The organism is Streptococcus suis, from assembly GCF_002960445.1.
In the GTDB taxonomy this organism is placed as follows: Bacteria; Bacillota; Bacilli; order Lactobacillales; family Streptococcaceae; genus Streptococcus; species Streptococcus hyiners.
Window position 1 is genome coordinate 1 of the sequence record NZ_POJD01000214.1, and the last position, 276, is coordinate 276.

Sequence of the window (276 nt, forward strand, 5' to 3'; positions counted from 1 at the left end):
CCATGATAAAGGCTCCGACAGAAATGGCTAAGGTAAAGAGAAAACCTTGGAAAAAGATTGGAAAATCTTTGAGATAACTGACCCAATTCTCCCAAGCGTAAGGACTAGTTGTTAAAACTGTCATATTGTTTCACCTTTCTATTCGTCAGTTTCTGTGACTGGTTTGAGACCATTGGCATCATAGATGCTTTGTAGGCTACCATCGGCAGTCCATTTTTCTACGAGACTATTTAAGTAGTTGTTAAGGTCTTTGTTAGATAATTTAGTAACAATTCC

The 276-nt window shown here is 37.7% G+C and carries 1 pseudogene; it reads right to left on the reverse strand.

The window, feature by feature from the left end:
* Positions 1–138 precede the first annotated feature (138 nt).
* Positions 139–276: pseudogene (locus C1G53_RS13380) on the reverse strand (glutamine ABC transporter substrate-binding protein); the annotation flags it as partial.